The organism is Thalassospira sp. MIT121401 (assembly GCF_047125595.1).
Classification (GTDB): domain Bacteria; phylum Pseudomonadota; class Alphaproteobacteria; order Rhodospirillales; family Thalassospiraceae; genus Thalassospira; species Thalassospira povalilytica.
Map to the genome: position 1 here is coordinate 2,965,611 of NZ_CP138926.1, position 17,757 is coordinate 2,983,367.

At 54.6% G+C, this 17,757-nt stretch carries 14 protein-coding genes; all 14 read right to left on the reverse strand.

Annotation, left to right across the window (positions count from 1 at the left end):
* Window positions 1-31 precede the first annotated feature (31 nt).
* Window positions 32-1,963 (reverse strand): ABC transporter substrate-binding protein, encoded by a 1,932-nt coding sequence (locus SIB88_RS13680; protein ID WP_412558275.1) that lies wholly within the window; start codon window positions 1,961-1,963, stop codon window positions 32-34.
* The gene (locus tag SIB88_RS13685; protein ID WP_412558276.1) at window positions 1,960-3,888 is read right to left on the reverse strand and encodes a dipeptide ABC transporter ATP-binding protein; all 1,929 of its coding nucleotides are present in this window, start codon (window positions 3,886-3,888) and stop codon (window positions 1,960-1,962) included. Before SIB88_RS13685 ends, SIB88_RS13680 begins: the two co-directional genes overlap by 4 nt.
* On the reverse strand, window positions 3,885-4,484 hold the full coding sequence (locus SIB88_RS13690) for a hypothetical protein (RefSeq protein WP_412565917.1): 600 nt from the start codon (window positions 4,482-4,484) through the stop codon (window positions 3,885-3,887). Before SIB88_RS13690 ends, SIB88_RS13685 begins: the two co-directional genes overlap by 4 nt.
* A 29-nt stretch (window positions 4,485-4,513) precedes the next feature.
* Window positions 4,514-5,272 (reverse strand): polysaccharide deacetylase family protein, encoded by a 759-nt coding sequence (locus SIB88_RS13695; RefSeq protein WP_114112455.1) that lies wholly within the window; start codon window positions 5,270-5,272, stop codon window positions 4,514-4,516.
* Entirely contained in the window at window positions 5,269-6,399 is a 1,131-nt protein-coding gene (locus SIB88_RS13700) for a glycosyltransferase family protein (protein WP_412558277.1), read from the reverse strand. Before SIB88_RS13700 ends, SIB88_RS13695 begins: the two co-directional genes overlap by 4 nt.
* Window positions 6,399-7,001, reverse strand: coding sequence for a histidine phosphatase family protein (locus tag SIB88_RS13705; RefSeq protein ID WP_412558278.1), 603 nt, complete (start codon window positions 6,999-7,001; stop codon window positions 6,399-6,401). The genes SIB88_RS13700 and SIB88_RS13705 overlap by 1 nt, the downstream gene beginning before the upstream one ends.
* A complete protein-coding gene (locus SIB88_RS13710) occupies window positions 6,998-8,158 on the reverse strand; it encodes a glycosyltransferase family 4 protein (protein ID WP_412558279.1) in 1,161 nt (386 codons plus the stop codon). Before SIB88_RS13710 ends, SIB88_RS13705 begins: the two co-directional genes overlap by 4 nt.
* A gap of 5 nt (window positions 8,159-8,163) precedes the next feature.
* A complete protein-coding gene (locus SIB88_RS13715; protein ID WP_412558280.1) occupies window positions 8,164-9,447 on the reverse strand; it encodes a glycosyltransferase family 4 protein in 1,284 nt (427 codons plus the stop codon).
* 21 nt (window positions 9,448-9,468) lie between these two features.
* Entirely contained in the window at window positions 9,469-10,569 is a 1,101-nt protein-coding gene (locus tag SIB88_RS13720; protein WP_228195356.1) for a glycosyltransferase family protein, read from the reverse strand.
* A gap of 236 nt (window positions 10,570-10,805) precedes the next feature.
* On the reverse strand, window positions 10,806-12,380 hold the full coding sequence (locus SIB88_RS13725) for an MBL fold metallo-hydrolase (RefSeq protein WP_412558281.1): 1,575 nt from the start codon (window positions 12,378-12,380) through the stop codon (window positions 10,806-10,808).
* An 86-nt stretch (window positions 12,381-12,466) separates the two neighbouring features.
* The gene (glp, locus tag SIB88_RS13730) at window positions 12,467-13,720 is read right to left on the reverse strand and encodes a gephyrin-like molybdotransferase Glp (RefSeq protein ID WP_412558282.1); all 1,254 of its coding nucleotides are present in this window, start codon (window positions 13,718-13,720) and stop codon (window positions 12,467-12,469) included.
* A 35-nt stretch (window positions 13,721-13,755) separates the two neighbouring features.
* Window positions 13,756-15,516, reverse strand: coding sequence for an ABC transporter permease (locus SIB88_RS13735; protein ID WP_412558283.1), 1,761 nt, complete (start codon window positions 15,514-15,516; stop codon window positions 13,756-13,758).
* Window positions 15,517-15,529: 13 nt separating this feature from the next.
* Entirely contained in the window at window positions 15,530-16,546 is a 1,017-nt protein-coding gene (locus SIB88_RS13740; RefSeq protein WP_412558284.1) for an extracellular solute-binding protein, read from the reverse strand.
* Between the two features lie 140 nt (window positions 16,547-16,686).
* Complete coding sequence (locus tag SIB88_RS13745; RefSeq protein WP_114112462.1) at window positions 16,687-17,712, reverse strand: Fe(3+) ABC transporter substrate-binding protein; 1,026 nt, start codon at window positions 17,710-17,712, stop codon at window positions 16,687-16,689.
* Window positions 17,713-17,757 lie beyond the last annotated feature (45 nt).

Here is a 17,757-nt window from a genome sequence, read left to right on the forward strand (position 1 = left end):
AACAAAACGTCTTGTTATCAGTATGTCAGGCTTATCTGTCCCACCAGAATGTGTCTGGACGATACATGCCAAAGAATGCGCCCGGTTCCCAACTGTGAATGCCTTTTTCCGGTACGTTGCGCAGATCCTTGTCGACCACGACAGGCTGCGGCACGTTTCCGATCAGGCCGATTGAAAACATGTTTTCCGAATTGATATCCAGAATACCCTGCCAGGCTTCCTTGCGGCCCTTTTCATTGCTGGACTGCCATTTATTGTAAAGGTCCATCAATTCCCGAGCAGCCGGCATGTCAGGTGCTTCGCCGGCCTCGCCGTTGGTTTGATAATACTGTCCCCATTTCGGCCATTGCAGGCTGTCTTGCTGTACCGGTACGAATTCGGACGGCACCGAGTTCGCGGTGGCAAGACCGTTATCAACACCGTTAAAGATCGACATGATCGTCTCGCCGCTATAGGCGCGGTTACGCAGGACTTCGCGTTGAAGTCCCTTGATATACATTTTAACGCCGATCTTGCGCCAGCTGTCACCGATCAGCTCAAGCATGTCGTCATGTTCGGGATTTTCGCCGGTGGTTTCGACGATAATTTCCATCGGACGCCCATCAGGCAGCAAACGGATGCCATCACCGTCACGCTTGTCCAGCCCCATTTCGTCCAGCAGGGCGTTTGCCGCCTTGACGTCGAATTTTATAAAGTTTTCGCGATATCCCGGTTTGAAAAGCGGGCTTTTGGGCAGAACCGTATTATTCGTCGGCTGCGCCAGACCAAAGAACAGAACGCGGTTGATTTCGGTCCGGTTGATGCCCAGCGAAAGCGCACGGCGGAACCGCACATCGCGAATGACATCGCGCCATACCGGGTCGCTGCATGTCAGGTTGGGATAAAGCGCGGCATAGGCCCCCGCCCCGACATCCCACAAACGCACCTGATAGTTCTGTTTGGCTTCGGACTGTTTAAGGAACGTATAGTCCTTAAGCGACAGAATGCGGCTTTGCAAATCGACTTCACCGGCACCGACCTTTGCCGGGACCAGTTTGGAATTGGAAATATTGAAGATCATCCGGTCGATATAGGGCAACTGGTTCCCTTCGGGATCGACACGATGATAATACGGGTTGCGCACAAAAACGAACCGGTCGGACGGTTCCTCGGTCGTGATCAACCACGGTTCGAGGGACGGACGGTCGATATTTGAAAGTTTGTACGGGCGATCCATGTCGGTATGCAACACCGCCCAGCTGCGCAGGCCACGTTCCTGCACCAATGCGTCCAGTTCGGCCGCATCCCGGTATTTTTCGTGAAACTGCTTAAGATAATGGGCCGGACGGTAGATGAATGGCGGACGGGTCGCTGCCAACTCGGTCAGAAAGAACGGGTTGGGCCGCGACCAGCTGTAACGCACCGTGTATTCATCAATGACTTCGAAACTTGCCGGTTCATCGCCAACAAACAGGAAGCGTGGCGGGCCGACCGGGAACAATTCATCATTATTGACGATATCTTCCCAGTAATACCGGAAATCTTCGGCCGTAAAGGGCGCACCATCAGACCATTTGTGACCCTTGCGCAGATGAAGGGTGAAAACATTGCCCTCCTCGTTAACGTCAAGTGCCTCAAGAATATCGGGTTGCAGATTCAGGTCCTGGTCATAGCCCACCAAGCGCGCATAGCCATAAACAACCGCCATGCGGATATCCTTGGACCGCCCCATGATGGTGACAAATTCACCGCCATATTTTCCGACTGTTTTGCCTTCGGCACCGAAATCAATGACATTGGGATGTTCAGGAAGCCGCTGCAACATTGGCGGCAAGGTGCCCTTGGCAACCGCGTCTTCGAAATACGGGACTTCTGCCTGTGCGCCGGTTGGCAACAAGCTGGTCCCGACAAGCCCCATCCCCATCATCAGACCACCGAACAGACGGCGGGCTGATACAGCTGAACTGGCACAAAGCTTGATCATATTGCGATCTCCGTGAAATCGGCACGTTCGGCACGCACAAAATGGTCTTCGGCAAATTGCATCATTTTGGGTGCACTGGTGTCATTGATCGTAAAGGGTGCAGGCCAGCGTGCCGGATCAGACGCCTTGCCATCAACGATTTTGTCGAAATCAAGCAAATGTTCCAGATCGGCAAACGGCACAGCATTGAGCAAGGCCTGCGTATAGGGATGCAACGGATTACGGAACAACTGTTCGCGTGGTGCGGATTCAACAATTCGCCCGGCACACATCACCGCAATCCGGTCCGCGATATAATCGACAACTGCAAGGTTATGCGAAATAAACAGATATGTCAGATTAAGGTCACGCTGCAAATCTTTCAAAAGATTAAGAATTTGCGCCTGAACCGATACATCAAGTGCGGATGTCGGTTCGTCAAAAATCAACAGATCGGGCTTAAGGCTTAGCGCGCGGGCAATGCCAATACGCTGGCGCTGTCCGCCGGAAAAACTGTGCGGATACCGGCTTAGAAAGCGTGGATCAAGCCCGACCAGATCCATCAGTTCAAGGACCATATTCTTGCGATATTCCGCATCACCCACCCCGTGGATCAACATCGGTTCGGTAATGATATCCTGAACCGTCATGCGTGGATTAAGGGACCCGAACGGATCCTGAAACACGAATTGTATCCGTTTGCGATACGGGTTGAGCTGATCTTCATCAAGTCCGGTCAATTCGGTCATCTGGCCGCTTTCACCACGGAAAAGAATGGATCCCTCGTCCGGGTCCATTGCCCGCATGATCAGCTTCGAGAGCGTTGTCTTCCCACAGCCGCTTTCACCGACCAGGCCGACACATTCCCCGCGATTGACCGTCAGCGACACATCCGCAACAGCTGGGATCAGCCGTTGTTCGGATTTGATCCAGTTGCCCTTGCGCGTGGTGAAGCTTTTGCTGAGATGGCGGACCGACAGAACCGGTTCACTTGCCATCGCCGGATGCAGGGCCAGTGACGGCGGAACATCGGATGTTTCGCGCGCGCTTTCTTGCTGGCTGCTTTCGGCAAGCAGACTACCGGTTTTCGGTTTGATTTCACGAAGCGGACGCAACCGCTCATCCGGCCCCATATCAAAATGCGGAACAGCCGCCAGAAGCGATTGCGTATAGGTATGCCCTGGATTGATAAAGACATCATCGGTTTTGCCGGATTCAACAACGCGGCCGTCATAGACCACCACCATGCGGTCCGCCATGTTTGCCACCACACCAAGATCATGGGTGATCAGCAAAACCGACATTTGCAGTTCTTTTTGCACATCCTTGATCAGCCGCAGAATTTGCGCCTGGATCGTGACATCAAGGGCGGTTGTCGGTTCATCCGCAACCAGAAGTGCGGGACGGCACACCATGGCCATGGCAATCATCGCGCGTTGGCGCAAACCACCCGACAGTTCGAATGGATATGTTTTCAAGGCCCGCTTGGGATGGGGAAAGCCGATCAGTGTCAGCATTTCAACAGCAAGTTCTCTGGCCTCTGCCCGGCCGACCTTCCGATGCAGGCGCACGGCCTCGCAGATCTGGTCACCGATGGTATGCAACGGTGACAGCGAACTCATCGGTTCCTGAAAAATCATGGAAATACGGCCACCGCGGATCGCGCGCATTTCTGCGCCCGAACGATCAAGCATGGCAAGATCAACCCGCGTCCCCGGTTTTTTCGGGTCGGCAAAGATGATTGATCCTTTGGTGATCTGCGCTGTTTTGGGCAGCAGTCCCATAATGGCCTGGGAGATCGTGCTTTTGCCCGAACCGGATTCCCCGACCAAAGCGACAGTTTCTTGCGCACCGATGCGAAAGCTAACGTTTTCGACGGCCTTGACGCGCATATGCGGCAAGACAAACTCAACTTTCAGATCCTTGATACGCAGAATGTCAGTCATGTTCGTTTGGCACCACCATTTGTACGCTCGGCTGCGGCGGCCTGAACCAGTGTTTCGGCCTCATCCATGCGCATCAGGTTTGTTCTTGTCACATCATCGACCAGAAGTTGGTTATCTTTCGCCCAATCCCGTGAAATTTCAAGCAGATCATCAAAACCGTCCAGTGTTGATTCTGCGACAATTTTGGTTTCACCGGCATGAAGGGTCAGTTCAAACCAGCCTTTGTTGCCATCGCGCTTGGTGCTGAAATAACGCAGACGGAATTTCGAAAGTTCCGGCCAGGCAAAAGCGGTCCCGCCTCGAAGGCTTGAAAGACGAATGCCATATTCCGAAACAAACAGCTTTGACTGGAACCGGATCAATGTTCGCGCAAAATAGAACACGAACAACAATGCCAGCCCGGCCGCCGTCCACTGAATGATTTCAAGCATGTCAGGGATCAGCGCGATCACTCCACAAATCAGCAAACCGACAATCGATTTCGCCAGATCCGGTGCCATCAGTTTGGGGGGATAGGACATCATCTGAACGTCGCTGTCACCGACACCCGCCGGTTTGACAGGATCGACATTCGGGGCCGCTTCTGGCGCGTCCACCGGTTCCGCTTCGATATGATTTCTGGGCCTTATTGCCATGGAAATACTCCAGGAATTCTAAGCCAGCTCAATGCTGAATGTTCCATTGAAAACAAATTATCGAGAAACTTCGTGGTGGCGCGATCATGGACAAGATGGTGGGTCAAAATGCCGGTTGGCTCGGCCTTGTCGACCTGCCCTGTTCGCCGGGCCGCCAGATGCGACACCATGGCGCCAAGGGCGGCGTCTTCGCCGACAAATCCGCGCGACCCGCGCCAGTCAATGACATCGACATGGGTGTTTACCTGTATCAGGCCCTTGTCAGGTTCGGCAACTTTGCGCGGGTTAAAGGTGCTAAGCCCACAAAACCCAAGTGAATGCAGCACGGCCACAACATCATCTGCAATGCGGTTCCACGGCGGCACCATTACCGGCAGGAAACGGTTTCCGAACCGCGATTCCAGCACGTGAAACCCCTGTCGCAAGTCCGCAACCACCGCACCGATATCGCGAACATCATCGAGTTCCTGTTTCTTGCGACCTTCGGGCATGTGGTTCTGATGGGACCAGCCATGCTGCAAAACGCGGGTATCAAGCGTTTCGGCCAGCCGCTCAACCAGATCATCCTGCAGGTTGGCCGGGATGACCGCCAGTGCCAAGGGCACCTTGTAATTCTGTTCAAACGAAAGAAGGGTTTCGAGTTCCGGGGTCACGGTCACAGCATCATCATCGCGCCACCAAGCCGTGGCAACACGCCCTGCGGCCTGCCACAGATCAAGCTCCGTGCGCAAATGATCCCAACTGCTCATACCTGCCCCTTAATCATCCCTGCGATAATTGCCGCAGTTTTTTGCGCGCCATCCAGGGCAATTTTGACATTTGCCGGTTGGCTGGCGCGATCTATGTATTTCGCCAATGATTGCGCAGACAGGCCATCAAGATCAAGCAGGGAAATAACCCCTTCTTTTGAAAGAATTTCTGCGCGCTCTGTCTGTTCGCTTTCACCGCCATCTGCAAACGGCACCATAACAGCCGGCGTCGCCGTCGACAGCACATCCATCAGCGTATTATATCCGGCTTGTGACACCGATACAGCGGCCTTTGCCATCCGTTCACGGAAATCTGGCAGGAACCGGTGAAGTTCGACCCCGTCGGGCAACGTTGATGCAATCTTGTCAAACCGGTCGGGCGGGAAATGCGGCCCGGCAACGATATCCCATTTCGCCTGCCCGTAGGCCCCGGAATACTGGCGGGCAGCAATGGCAAGTTCAATCAGCTCCGCGCCAACCGCACCACCGCCGGCAGATACCAGAACCCCCGACCGTGATGCAGTTGTTTTTATACCGGGATCGGCTGCGACGTATCCGGTATGCGTGATCAAATCGGCAATCTGGTCGGCACATTCAAAGCTGTGTGCGAAATCAAACACGTTCGGATCACCATGTACCAGCATCCTTGTCAGATACTTTCTGGCGATGGTTGCCATCCACTGCGTTTTTGCCGGGTCCTTTTTGCGGACCAGAAGATCACGCACGGAACAGACAACCGGAATGCCAGCAGCCTTTGCGGCCTCGAACAACGGGATCAGTTCAAATCGAAATGCCCGGCGTCCAAACGGGAACATCTCGACCAATAGCAGCTTGGGTCTGGCATCGACAAAAGCCGTCAGCAATTCGGCCTTGCGCGTTTCTTTCCAGTCATCGCCAAGACGATTGCCCTTGGGATCAACAAGGGTTGAAAAGCTGGTGTCTGCTGTTTTGCAAGGCGATAGCTGCACAACCTGATCTGCTGCAAAATCAAGTCCGTCATCGGGTACCCCGCCACTTGCGACCAAAACCGAAAGCCCGCGGTCACGGATCGCACGGTTGATCAGGGCCATCCGGCGAACGTGGCCAATCCCCAAAAGATGCTGCACATAGACAAAAACGTCTGCCATCAGGTTTCCTTTGTTCGCGCGATCAGGGGCACATTCAGATTCCAGATTGAAAACCCGTCACGATCCGACCAGTCAAAAACATGAAGGCAATCCCAATCGAGCTTGTCCGGGCATTTTCCCATCATGTTCCATGGTGTGGCCGCGGCATAAACCGCGCGAATAACCCCCTTGTGGGTCACGGCACCAAAGACCGTATCTGAACCGGCTTTCAGGAAGTCTTCCACGCGCCTGACGACGTCCCGCGGACTTTCGCCCCCTTCGGGCCGGAAGTCCCAGCCACGATCTTCATTGTCCTGCATGGCATCGCCCAGTTCGGTCCGCAAATCGGCCAGTTTGCGCCCTTCCCATGATCCCCAGTTCATTTCTATCAGCGACGGCGCGATATCGACCGTTTTGATTCCCAGTGCATCGGCCGTTTCACGCGTACGTTTCAACGGTGTGCAATACCATGGAACATTTTGCCAAACTGCGGGTAAGGCTTTGTCCTGATAGGCTGCGACCGTTTCGGGGCGTAGCGATATGTCGGAATGACCCTGAATACGTTTTTGGGCATTCCAGTCCGTAACCCCGTGACGCAGCAACGCGAACCGAACAGTTTTCATGCGCCGTCCTTTCCCGGGATCTGCGCTGCATGATCACCCACAATCGCGCGCAATGTCGTGCCCAGAATGTCCGATGCGGCTGAAACAGTATGATGTTGCATTGCCTTTGATGCCCCGGCCGCCCCAAAGGACCGCAAGACCGATATGTCCGTGCCAAGACATTGCGCAAGCCGATCGGTAAAGGCATCCTCGTCCCCCACCGGAACCAGCCAGCCGGTCACACCATTGGAAACGATCCCCGAAACACCCCCGGCATCCCCGGCCAGCACAGGCACCCCTGCTGCTTGTGCTTCGAGCATCGCCATCCCGAAAGCCTCGTTAATTGCCGGCCAGACAAAAAGATCGGATTGCCCCAAAATGTCGCGCGTCTGATCAGGCACGCACAGGCCAGCCAACGTGACATGGTTTTGGGTAATGCCGGCGTGGTCAAACATCGCCTCGACCCGGTCACGGGCCGGGCCATCCCCGATCACGGTCAGGTGCCAGTTCCCTATTCCATCACGCAACAACCGCCCCAATGACCGCGCAAGGAGGTCAAATGATCTAAGCTTGTCGCCATCGCGCATCATCGCTGTGGTGACAAGTCGGAGACAGGCGGGATCAACCGGTGGGCGGTGGGAAATCTGCCAGTTTTCAACATGGGTAAACGGGGCAATGAAATGCAGAACCTCGTCGGGGCAAACATCGCGCAGGCAAACCATGTCTGAACGGTTAAGCGAAAAGACCGCGCGACTATGGCACAACGCGGTTTCAACCGCAGCATGACTTTGCGCCCAGGGACCACCTGCACGTTTGGATGCAAAGGATGCCTCGGCCACGACATAGGGAATATCAAGAGCACTGGCGACAATCGGCCCGATCCAGTCCGGGGCCTTGTAATACAGATGATAGGTAAACCAGATATCGGGACGCGGGCGAAAGCCTGATTGATATTGGCGTAGCAGGCGACCGGCCAGTTTCGTGCCAAGTTCGGCAAGCCGGGCCTGTTTCAGAACACTGCCATCCGCCACCCGGCTGCGCAGTCGCGCCGCAATATCGACATTCATGTCCGCATGGCGCAGCGCATCACATAACAGGCGCGCCAAAAGCCGGTCACCCGACGGGACCGGATGGTCAACTGGCTTCAGCGGTGCATAAAAGGCAACCTGCAAACGCATGCCTCCTACTGGGCGGCGGGTTGATGAATGTCCGAATTCAGGAAACCGTCACCGGCAAGCGGATCTGAAACACCGAAACGATGTGCCAGATCTTTCATGCCGCGATAAAATGAAAAGTCGCGGCGCACAATTTCATTGCCCTTGCGCCCCATGGCATCACGCATCGCCGGATCGGTAATGACGACTTGCAGGGCATCTGCCAGGGCATCGGGATTGCGTTGCGGAACAAGTTTTCCATTCACCCCGTCAACGAGAAGTTCCGGAATGGCCGAAATTGCCGTCGACACCGCAGCAAGACCACAAAGCTGGGCTTCCATCAGAACGTTGGGCAAGCCGTCCCGATCACCATCCTGTTCAATGCGGCTGGCCAGCACGAAAAGGTCCGATGACTGACAGGCAGCGATGACTTCTTTCTGATCGCGCGGACCACGCCAGTCACATTTCACCGCAATGCCAAGTTCGGACGCCAGCTGTTTATATTTGCTGTCACTGCCACCGCCGATATGAATAAACCGCCAATGCAAGCCGTCTGGCAATTTTGCCAGCGCACGCAAAAGATCGTCATATCCCTTTTTGCCGACCAGACGACCGACCGACAGTATGGTCACCGGGTTGCCCGGATCACTGCCGTCACGCATCGGCCGGTTTGGCAATTCTTCGGGAAAGCGCGAAAAATCAAGCCCATGATAGAGCAGGTTCACCTTATCCGGGTCTTCGGCAAGCCTGCGCAGATAATCAACATTGGCCTTGGTACAGGTCACCAGCCAATCCATATCGCGCAGCTTTTCGCGCATGTCCCAGTCTTCACTGGTATAGATGTCCTTGGCGTGCGCCGAACATGACCATGGCAAGCCGCGCATGATCGCGCAATAACGGGCCACCGATGCGGGGGTATGCAGGAAATGCGCATAAATGCGCGTCACATCATCAGGCAGCTCGGCCGCCATGACCACTGCCTGTGCGAACCGCCGTGCGCGGTTGGACGTGCGATCACGACGGTAATCCTGCCACCAGATATTGAAAGCCCGGCGATATCCCGGAAGTTTGCGGGCCTTTAACCAGGCACGCAAAACACGCATCGGTTCCTGATAAACATATTCCGGAAGGTAATCGACAGCCCCGGTGATCCGGTCATTGATCGGATGGCGTTTTTTGTCGGTCGGATGACGCAATGAAACGATGCGATACGGAATACCTGCCTGCTGAATGCCAAGAATTTCCTGCGCAATAAAGGTTTCCGACAATCGCGGATATCCCTTCACCACGATTGCAAGATTGTCGCGTGTCATCAATTTTGTTCCCGGAAATGCTTATTCAGCGGCCATTTGCGGCGGAAGCCAGCGATCAACAAGATCCCCGACCCGATCAAGCCCGCCCATAAGGTTAGGCACCGTGACGTGAGACGGTTTGGGCTGATGGATCAGTCCGTGAAGGGCATCGGCCATTTCACGCGGATCGCGCCCGCCATCTTCGGTCAGCATCTTGACCAGTCCGAGCTTTTCGGCGGCCGATGCGCGGACATATTGTTCCAGACGCGGCACCGTGCGCGGCACGATAACTGCTGGCTTGTCAAAGGACAGGATTTCGCAAAACGTGTTGTAACCGCCCATGGCAATGACACCGGCCGATTTATCCATCAGCATTTCGACATTGGCATCAAAGGTAATGACCGAAAGCTTTTCAATCTTTTCGGCACGTTCCATGAAGGCCTTTTGTTCTGCGGGCGCCATGAATGGTCCCAGAACAACAAGCGATGGAACCGCAATCGTCGGGTCGGTTTCATAGGCACTGATCACCCAGTCCACCAGATTGACACCGTCCCCGCCACCACCGGTGGTTACCAGGTAATAGGGTTCTTCAAGACCAAGCGCACCATGTTCCGGGGTCGGGCGGCGTGTTGCTGTACGCGGCAGATATCCGGTATAGGCCATCTTGTTTTCGACACCTGGCGGCAAATCAATCCCTTCGAGCGGATTACAGATTTCCTGCAAACCATAGACCCAGATTTCGTCATACAGATCGGCCAGCGCCGGAACACATTGTTTGCGATCCCATTCTTCGCGCAGATTGGCCGGGTCATCCATCACATCACGCAAGCCCATCACCAGACGGGTCCGGCGATGACGCAACATCTTAAGCGTCGATTCCACTTCGCCACGAAGACCAAGCGGTTCCTTATCAACGATGAAAATGTCGGGATTGAAGACATCGGCCGTGTGCTGAATGATCGATTCACGCATCGCAAGGATCTGATCAACGTCGATATTCAGATTAAGGGACGTATATTCCCCGTTCGACAGTTTGATCACGCCGGGAATACGGACAAAGTCGACTCGCGAACGGAATTCGAAACTGCCAATGATCGGTGACCCGGACAGGATAAGAACAGAAACATCATCACGACGTGACACAAGCGCATGCGCAATTGTGCGGCAACGGCGCAGATGGCCGAGCCCAAACGTATCATGACTGTAAATTAGAACCCGATACCCGGAGTTCCCCACGATAGACATATACCCGCCCGTCTGCGTAGTGATCCTTAATATCCTGTCTCCCCACCTCACAGGGTGACAGGATATCTCTTATTGGCAAGCAAATCCGTTTGTACAAATCCGGTTTGCCATTTTGTTTTCCCAGCTAATTGCTCTCACACTGACCCAATATCGCGCAAGACTTTTTCGAGCAGCTTCTGCCTTTCGGCTGGTGTGCCAAGTGACTGCAACTTCTCGGAAAGCGCGGTGATGGTCCCGGCATACATGTTATGCCAATCATCACGCGACAGTTCTTCACCCGAAAGTCTTGGCTTGTGCTGAACCACATGCAAGGTGCCCTTTTGCAAGGTCACTGTTTCATCAAGCATGGGCAGGGATATCTTTTCGACAGGTATGTCATGGGCACTCAGCGCTTGTTGGAAGGCAGTTCGCGCGCCCTCTTCACCATGGGTAAGGAAAATGCGCTTGGCCACAGGTAGTCTGTCTTTGGTCCAGCGCAAGAGCATGTCCTGATCGGCGTGACCGGAATAGACATCAAGCGTGCGAATTCGGGCATGGACCTCGATCTCGTCGCCATGAATGCGGACATGTTTTGCCCCCTTCTGCAAAACACGTCCGAATGATCCTGCTGCCTGGAAGCCGACTAGCAAGACGGTGCAGTTGGCCCGCCACAGATTGTTTTTCAAATGATAGCGAATGCGACCCGCATCACACATGCCGCTTGCCGACAAAATGATCGCACCGCTGGTCACTCGTGCCAATTGCTTGCTGGCTTCAACATCGGGAACCATATGGAATTTCGGATGTTCAAGGGCACGCGCATCTTCGTGACTGAGATGACGGGCAAAAACATCTGTGGCATGTTGCGCAAGCGGGCTGTCGACAAAGACATTTGCCTCGGGCAAGTGCCCGCGATTGAACAGATGCGCAAGATCGACCAGCAATTCCTGGGTTCTGGCGACGGCAAAGCTTGGAATGACAAGGTTGCCACCGGCATTCAGCGCATCACGAACTTCCTTGCCCAACATGGCACGACGTTCATCATCACTGACATTCGGGCGATTGCGATCACCATAGGTCGTCTCGACAAACAGATAGTCAAGATCAGACGGGCCTTCGGGGGCCTCGTTAAACACGGCTTCGCCAGTACCGATATCGCCCGAAAACAGAATGCGGGTCGGTTTGGTTTCCTTGCCAACCGGTGCGACTTCAACCTCGATCGAGGCCGAACCCAGCAGATGCCCGGCATCCCAATAGCGGGCGCGTACACCGTCGATGACATCAATCCATTCGTGATATTCGACGGGTTTGAGCCTTTGCAAGGTTTGTTCGGCATCCTTGCGGGTATAGATCGGGGTTACTTCCGGACGTCCACGGCGTGCATTGCGGCGGTTAAGGCGTTCGACCTCGCTTTCCTGAATATATCCGGAATCGGGCAACATATAGGTCAGAAGATCACAGGTTGGTTCTGTCGCCAGAATGTGATTTTCAAAGCCTGCCTTGACCAGTTTCGGCAACAATCCGGAATGATCGATATGGGCGTGGGTCAACAAAACGGCTGAAATGTCGGACGCCTTGAACGGAAACGGTCCATAGTTCAGTTCGCGGACAGTTTTGCTGCCCTGGAACATGCCGCAATCAACAAGAAACTGACCATGGTCGGTCTGCAACAGATAACACGAGCCGGTCACACCGCCAGCGGCACCACAAAACGTAACTGATACGGTCATTCCCGTTCCTCCTGCACGTCAACAAGGCTGCAAGGATTCAGGAATAAACCTGTCATTGCAATGATATGGATCACTTATTGGACGCTTTATTGCAAACCACGCAGCGGCAGATACAAAACCTGATCGCCCTTGGACAGCTTGCCGCAATTTTCAGGGATTTCAATCAGGCCTTCTGCCCATACCATGGATGATAGCATCCCCGAACTGGTCGAAGAAAAGGCGACCGCTTCGAATTCACCGTCATCCGTCAGTATCAGTCTCGCACGCAGCCACTCGCGACGTCCGGTCCCACGCTGAAAATCAAAACCGGCGCGAACCGGAATGCGCACAGGCTCACTCCACGACCGTTCAGCCCCCATCATATGACGAAGCAGTGGCAAAACATACAGCAGACCGGACACCAGAACTGAAACAGGATTGCCCGGCAATCCGATGACCAGGCATTTGCCAATCCGGCCACGCATCAACGGCTTTCCCGGTTTGATGGCAAGCTTCCAGGCCGTGATTTCACCAAGCTTGTCGACAACCGGTTTCAGCAAGTCCGCCTTGCCCACAGACACCCCGCCCGATGTCATCACAACATCATGATTTTGGGCAGCCCCCCCTATCGCGGTGGCAAGCACGTCGAAATCATCCGCAAGCAGGCCAAGATCGGTGACCTGACATCCGATGTCGCGCAACATGCCGATCATCGCAAACCGGTTGGAATCATAAATCCCCCCGGGCGGAAGCGGATCTCCCGGTTTTGCCAATTCATCCCCGGTTGAAAAGACCGCAACACGAAGCGGACGGGCGACTTTCAGACTGGCACACCCCTGCCCGGCTGCAATCGCGATATCCTGTGGGCGCAAGACCATGCCGGCACGCAGAACAACATCACCTTTTTTGATATCTTCACCCGCCCAGCGGATGTTCTGATGACGCCGGGTCCGGACAATCACGTCACCGGCAATTTCGATGCCGGTTTCATCCTGATCGGCGATGACATTTTCCTGGATAATGACGCAATCTGCCCCATCGGGAATGGCGGCCCCGGTGGCAATCCGGATGGCCGTTCCTTCTGGTACGGTGCCCGAATACGGATGCCCGGCCAATGACGTCCCGACAACGGGCATAGTTCCTTCAACCGTCGCCAAATCGGCAAAGCGCACGGCATATCCATCCATGGCCGAATTATCGACCGATGGCACAGAAAAACCGGCCATCACATCTTCGCGCAGGACGGCACCATAACAGTCCGTCAGGGGGCGTTCTTCGATATGTTGCGCGACCGGCACCTCGGAAAATGCGATTTCAAGCGCATCGGAAAGCAGTGTCAGTCCGGGTTTGATATTTTGCATCTATGTTACCTGCCCGCGTTGACGTGATTTGGATTTCAGGACTCGCCACCATGGCCCGGGCGGGATTTTGAAATGGCACGGCTTAGCATGATCACCGGCACCACACCGACAAGAACGATGGTCAGCGCACCAAGGGCAGCCTGTTCGATCATCTCGTCCTTGGCAAACTGATAGACATGAGTTGCCAATGTATCGAAATTGAACGGTCGCAAAATCAATGTTGCCGGTAGTTCTTTCATGCCATCGACAAACACCAGTACGGATGCCGCCAGAATTCCGCCCCGCACCATCGGAAAATGAATACGTTTCAGCGTTCCCCACGGGCTTTCGCCAAGGGTCCTTGCTGCGTCATCCATGCTTGGCCGCACCTTGCCCAAGGCAGCTTCGATCGAACCATACGACACCGCCATGAACCGCACCGCATAGGCAAAAACAAGCGCAAACACCGTCCCGCTGAGCAACAAGCCGGTCGAAATCCCGAACGTGTCGCGCATCACCGCATCCAGCGCATTGTCAAATCGCGCAAACGGGATCAGAACCCCGATCGCCAGAACTGCGCCAGGCACGGCATAGCCCACAGATGACAACCGCACGAAGAATTTCAGGAATGGTTGCGGGAATAACCGCAACGCATAGGCCATGAACAATGCACATCCAACCGCCAACGCCGTGGCAAGCCCCGACACCAGCAGACTGTTACCGGCAAATTCAAAGAAATCTGCCGTCCAGCTTTGATCAAAATAGCCGACCGAATAATAAATCAGCACCATCGACGGGACAACAAAGCCCAGCACAATCGGCAAAATGCAGATTGCCAGCGCCCCGGTTTTTGCCATCGGCCCAAGATCATAGCCCGGCAGTTCCTGATACCGGTTGGTTGTATCGTGGAAGCGCTGGCGACGGCGCGAATAGCGTTCAATCACCAAAAGCGCAATAACCACCGCCAGCATCGTCAGCGCAATCTGTGCCGCACCACCGGCATTGCCCATGCCAAGCCATACATTAAAGACCCCGGCTGTCAGGGTATGCACCGCAAAGAAATCAATGGTGCCGAAATCGTTCAGCGTTTCCATCAGCGCAATGACAACACCGACAACAATCGCCGGGCGCGCCAATGGCAATGCAACGGTGACAAACGAGCTCCATGCGCTGCGGCCAAGAACGCGGGCTGCTTCGATCACGCAGATTGACTGCGCCAGAAACGCCGCGCGGGCGAGCATGTAAACATAGGGATAAAGTGTCAGACTAAGAACAAGGATCGCCCCGCCCTTGGTACGGATATCGGGGAACCAGTAATCTGCCGCTGATGACCAGCCAAAAATATCACGCAACAACCGTTGCACCGGCCCGGCATATTCCAGCAGATCCGTATAGACATAGGCAACGATATAGGCTGGCACCGCCATCGGCAGAAGCATGGCCCATTCAAAGAACCGCTTGCCCGGAAGTTTGCACATCGTGACAACCCAGGCCGATGAAACGCCAAGCAATGTCACACCAACGCCGACACCAAGCATCAGTACGGCCGTGTTTTTGACATAACGCGGCAACATGGTCGATGCCAGATGCGGCCAGATATTCTCTGTCGGGAAGAATGCCAGATAGGCCACGGCGATAATCGGGGCTGCCACCATCATCGCAATAACAAATGCCCCAATCAGCCAGACAGCCGATTGTCCGCGCGGCAACCAGCGCATGGCAGAATTGCCGCTGGGCGTGCGCATCGGATCAAACGTTTCAGTAACTGCGGCGGGACGGATATCCTCGTCCTTTGGCGTGTGGCATGCGTTGTTCAAGGCAGTTTCCGTCTCAGTCGTCAAAGGCCACTTCATCAAGAAGCTGTTTCGCCAAATCCTGATAGCCTGCAATGACGGTTAAAGGCAAATGTTCAGAGGTGAATTCACCCCATGAACGCAACATTTCCGGCCAGACGATCCCGACCGGATATTCGAAATTGACCGCGGCATAAACGTGCTGGATTTCGTTGCTCGACATGAATTCGATCAGTTTCAGCGCATTTTCACGGTTCGGGGCCTGCTTCATCAAGACCACACCGGTGATATTAACGTGGGTGCCAGTCGATTTCTGATTGGGAAAGACAATCTGGACCCTGCTGGCATCCTTGCGCGTGGCCGGATCATCCAGCATTTTCCCGTAGTAATAGGAATTTGCAATCGCGACACTGCATTCCCCGCGTGCGACCGCCGCAATCTGATCGGCATCGCCGCCCTGGGGTTTGCGCGCCAGATTGCCCTTAACATAGCGCAGCCAGTTTCGGGTATATTCCGGCCCGTGATGCGCAAGCATCGATGCCACAAGGCCGGTATTATAGACATGATATCCCGACCGGATGCAGATCTTGCCACGCCATTGCGGATTGGCCAGTTCCTCGTAACTTTCGATTTGCATCTGGTTTCCGGCCTGACGCGGGGTGACCAATACCCGTGCCCGCGATGTCAGCCCGACCCAAAGATTGTTGGTATCGCGATATGTCGTGGGAATGTTTTCATCAACGATTGGCGATGTGATCGGTGATGCGATATCGGCATTTGCCGCCTCGACCAGGCGCCCGACATTCACGGCAATCAGGATATCGGCCGGGGTTGATTCATGTTCGCGTCGAATTCGGTCGACCAAATCTGTTTGGGAATACAGGACGTTAACCCGAATTCCTGTTGCTTTGGTAAAGCGATCAAAGACAGGCTGAATGAATTGCGGCTGGCGTTCGGTGTAAACATTGACTTCATTGCCGGCCTGCGCGGATGTGCCCATTCCCAACGCCAGCAGACATCCGAAAATCACCCTTTGAACGTAACTGCCCGTCATCAACCCGCGCCATGTTCCCCAACCACATCAATCTGGACATAGTTGCCCAATGTGTCCGGGAAATCAATTCAGACAAATCAATTATACCAACCAGCTTGCCGCCCCTATCCGGAAGACAGGGGCGTTATGGCGTGATGAATTTATTCGTTAAAGCCGACTTCATCGATCAGACGAATGGCCGCGCCGCGATTTTCGGCGATCTTGTTCAAAGACAGTTCATCATGGGTAAAGGTACCCCAGGACCGCACCATTTCCGACCATGCCACACCCGGCTTCACCGGATATTCGAAATTGACGTCGGCATACATGTGCTGGGCTTCATCGCCTGACAGGAACTCGACCAGCTTGATGGCGTTTTCCTTGTTCGGGGCATGTTTCATCAGGGCGACACCCGAAATATTGACATGCGTACCCCGGTCACCCTGGTTCGGGAAGACAATGCGCACCTGTTTTGCTGCCGGGGCCTTGTTCGGGTCATCCAGCATCTTGCCGTAATAATAGGAATTGCCGATCGCCAGATCACATACGCCCTGCGAGACGGCCTCGATCTGGTCGATATCGGCCCCTTGGGGCTTGCGCGCCAGATTTTCCTTCACCGATGTCAGCCAGGTTTTCGTATATTCTTCGCCGTGATGGGCAATCATCGATGCGATCAGCGCGATGTTATAAACATGCATGCCCGACCGCACACAAATCCGGCCTTTCCATTTCGGATCGGCCAGTTCCTCGTAGGTGGAAATCGCATCCGGTGCGACCCGGTCAAGCGATGTGTAAAGCACACGCGCACGGGTCGTCAGACCAACCCACAATTCATTTTCATCGCGAAACTGGTCCGGGATGTTTGCTTCGAGCACGTCACTTGTCAGCGGCTGGGCGATATCGGCATCAACGGCATCCTGAATACGACCGATATCAACCGTCAGAAGCAGGTCAGCAGGACTGTTGCGCCCTTCATGCTTGATCCGTTCAACCAGACCACTTTGCGAAAACAGCGTATTGACCCGGATACCGGTTTCTTCGGTGAAACGCTTGAACATCGGTTCGATCAGGAATGGCTGTCGTAACGAATAGACATTCACTTCTTCTGCTGCATTGGCGCCCTGAACCATCGAAAGTCCCATTGCCGCCGCGACCAGACCATAGACCGTTTTGCGCAGAAAAATCATGAATGCCTCTTGTGGATGTGCTGTGCGAACAAACAGCAATTAGGA